Below are 3,193 nucleotides of genomic sequence, written 5' to 3' on the forward strand. Positions count from 1 at the left end.
TCCACCAGCAATCGCTGCTCGACCATCACCATGCCCTCCTGCCCGCACAGTGAATCACTCAACCATCCTCATTGCCAGACGTTTCGCAGAGGAATCCTGTATAAGCGGTGGTTCCCTGTTTCGCTGCTGTCATACTTTTATCATGAACTCGACCTATGCGTGATTGGGGTGAATCGCATGATCGGGGATACATCGCTCGCTCGCTCGCCCCTTACGGAAGGCTCCATCCGGAATCTGGTCGAACGATCGCGACGACGACTGGCGACGTGGTTTCCCGCCTATTTGATCGCTCATTATGCCAAGAGTCAGCTTTGGCATGCCAGCACGCTGCTTTTTGGTTTCTTCCTGACCGAAATCTGCGGGATTGGTGCCAGATCGATGGGCTGGATCATGGCGGCGTCGCTGCTGCTGAATGGGCTGGCCGATCTTCTTATGGGGACGTGGGGACACGGCCGGATATCCGACGAGGCGCACGCCCGACGCGTCCAGGCGCGCGGTGGGCCGCTGACGTGCGTGTTCTTCCTGCTGTTCTGCGGGACGCCGTTCATCGCGACGGACGCCCGATCGGCCTGGGCTTTGGTGATGCTGCTTGGCTTTCGTGTCACCTATCCGCTGATCGACGTGCCGCAGAACACCATTCCGGCGCTGCTTTCACTCGACGACAACGCGCGCTGCTCGCTCCTTGCACATCGCAATGTCGCGTCGGGCGTCGCGGCGATCGCGATCAGCGTGATCGCCGCTCCGATTCTGATCCGGGGGGGCGATCTCTACCGCTGGATGGCTTGGGCACTGTTGCTGTCGCTGTTCGTCTGCGGTTCCGCATGGTGGCTGGCGCGCACGCCCCTGGCAGGCGAAACGCCCCGACCCGATGCGCCCGTGCGTCCCCGAGACGATCTGGGTTTCGCGACGATCCTGTGCGCGCTGGCGATGATGATCGCCGCCAGTTCGGCGTTTCGCCTGATCGAGCCTTACTATTCGGCGTTCGTCCGGGGCGGTTCGGGGCTGTTGCTATGGGCGGCGGTCGGCGGGACTATCAGTCAGCCGGTCTGGGCATGCTGCCGTCGCCGCTGGTCGGCCTTTTCAAGTCTGATCGGGGCGGCCGTCATGCTGGCGGGGGCGGCGGGTCTGTTATCAAGCCCGTTGCGATCCGCACCGGTGGGCGTCGTTCTGGCGGGCATGACGTTCGGCATAGGGTCGGGCGGATTATGGCTGATGCTTTGGACCGCGATGACGGCGCTCGCGGCACAGGGAAGCGCTACGCGTCATGTCGGGATCTTCACCTGCGTCTCCAAAACCGCGCAGGCCACCGCGATCGTGACGGCGGGGCACGTGCTGGCCGCGTCCCCCTACCGCCTGACGATGCGCGATCCGTGGTCGCCGCCATCGCTGATGATGGCCGGCGCGCTGGCCGCGATCGCCCTGGTGTGCGTCGTGCTGGCGTGCGTCCTGGCGTTCAATCGAACATCGTCTGGTGGAACATCAACGACGCCGCGCCCAGCGGCCCCGACAGTTCGGGCTCCAGACTAGCGACATCCATCAGGGTGGGCGGGGCGCGGCGCTCACGGCGGACCGGCCAGTGGTTTTCAGGCAAGTCGATCGCATCGACGATCCGCTGCGCCAACATTCGGGGCAAGCGTCCGCCCAGGATCAGCGCTTCGCAGTCGAGCGTCATGCGCAACGCGCCGAACAGATAGGAAAAGGACGGCTGATGTTCGGCCAGCCACTCCTCCACCCCCGGCCATGCGGGGTCGAAGCGCGCGATCAGGTCGGACACCCCCGAACACGCAATGCCATGGTCAGCCAGCCGATCGCGTAACGTCATCAAGTTCGGGGTGACGCGCCCGGCGCTGCGGAATAGTCCGGCGATTTCGCCCGCATTGCCGTGACGGCCGCGCAGCAGCGCGCCGTTCATGACGATACCCGCGCCGAACCCGGCCGCGACATTGACGTAACAGAAGCTGTCATAGCGCGTGCCCACGCCCAGGATACGCTCGCCCAGCGCCGCGGCACTGGCGATATTCTCGACAATGACAGGCAGGCCGGTCTGGCGCTCGATCGCCTCATGCAAATCGAGAAGTGCCCATTCTTCCAGCTCAAGGCCCGGATTGACCATCGACGGGCCGACGAAATAGCCTGCGACCGCAACGCCAATCCCCAGCAGCCGACGGCGATCGATGCCCGCCTTCGCCATGTGATCGAGTGCGAAGCCGACCGCGGCATCGATCATCGGCGCGCGCGGCATGCCGGGCAGCGTGATCTCGCGGCGGGCACGGATGTCGCCCGCCAGATCGACCAGCACGACATCGGCGCGATCGGTCATCACCGACACGCCGATGCTGAACGTGGCATCGGGCTGGATATGGATCATCGCGCTTGGCTGACCGCGCCCGGCCGCGACCGTCTCGCCGCTACGCACCAACCCGGCGGCCTCCAGCTCCTCGGTCGCACGGAAGACGGCGGTGCCCGAGAGGCCCAGGTCCCGAATCAGTTCCGCTCGCGACGCGCTATTCCGCCGCCGAACTGCCGCCAGCACCGCCCTGCTTCGCGCAGACAATTTGACTGCCGACATCAAACTCCCTTCGATTCAACAGGATAGTCAGACGCCGCAGCGAAAATGCGGCACCCTCTCGCTGCTGTCAAATAAATATCACAATGAATGATATATATAAAGCGGGTTCCGAAGGGGGATATAGATGAAATCTGCACGTCACATACGTCTGGTTAGCGTTCTTCTGGTTGGCACGTCGCTGGGCTGTGCGTTGCCAGTCGCCGCACAGACCGCACCCGCCGAACCGGTTGTGGCCAACACGGCGCAGGCGGGGCCAGTCGCCGAACCAGCACCGGGTGAAGAGATTGTCGTCACCGGTTTCCGCGCGTCGCAACAGTCGGCGACCAAGGCCAAGCGCCAGTCGGCCGTGATCCTCGATGCCATTTCGCAGGACGATGTGGGACGCCTGCCCGATCTCAACATCGTCGAGGCGAGCCGGCGCATCACCGGGGTCTCGGTCGTAGGGGGTGCCGATCCGACCAAGAACCGCGACATCTATCAGCGTGCGACGATCCGTGGCCTTGATCCGCGCTACAATCTGGTCATGATCGACGGCATTCCGCTCGCATCGCCTGATTGGGTGTATCGCGGCGCGCGGCTCGACATGCTGCCCTCCTCGCTGGTGTCGCGGATCGAGGCGATCAA

At 64.2% G+C, this 3,193-nt stretch carries 3 protein-coding genes; 2 read left to right on the top strand and 1 reads right to left on the bottom strand.

From position 1 onward, the window contains the following. On the top strand, positions 1-1,527 hold a 1,527-nt coding region (locus tag SM191_RS19245; RefSeq protein WP_341507615.1), incomplete at its 5' end, for an MFS transporter. On the opposite strand, the gene SM191_RS19250 is transcribed toward SM191_RS19245, so the two are convergent. After that, entirely contained in the window at positions 1,454-2,569 is a 1,116-nt protein-coding gene (locus SM191_RS19250; RefSeq protein ID WP_341507616.1) for an ROK family transcriptional regulator, read from the bottom strand. The two genes, SM191_RS19245 and SM191_RS19250, sit on opposite strands and share 74 nt — an antisense overlap. 124 nt (positions 2,570-2,693) lie before the next feature. Between SM191_RS19250 and SM191_RS19255 the strand changes: the two genes are divergently transcribed. Beyond that, on the top strand, positions 2,694-3,193 hold a 500-nt coding region (locus tag SM191_RS19255), incomplete at its 3' end, for a TonB-dependent receptor plug domain-containing protein (RefSeq protein WP_341507617.1).

This window comes from Sphingomonas sp. 2378 (assembly GCF_038084995.1).
Lineage (GTDB): Bacteria > Pseudomonadota > Alphaproteobacteria > Sphingomonadales > Sphingomonadaceae > Sphingomonas.

Coding starts and splice junctions, on each gene's coding strand:
- SM191_RS19250 (WP_341507616.1), bottom strand. CDS start 2,569: ATGTCGGCAGTCAAATTGTCTGCGCGAAGCAGGGCGGTGCTGGCGGCA.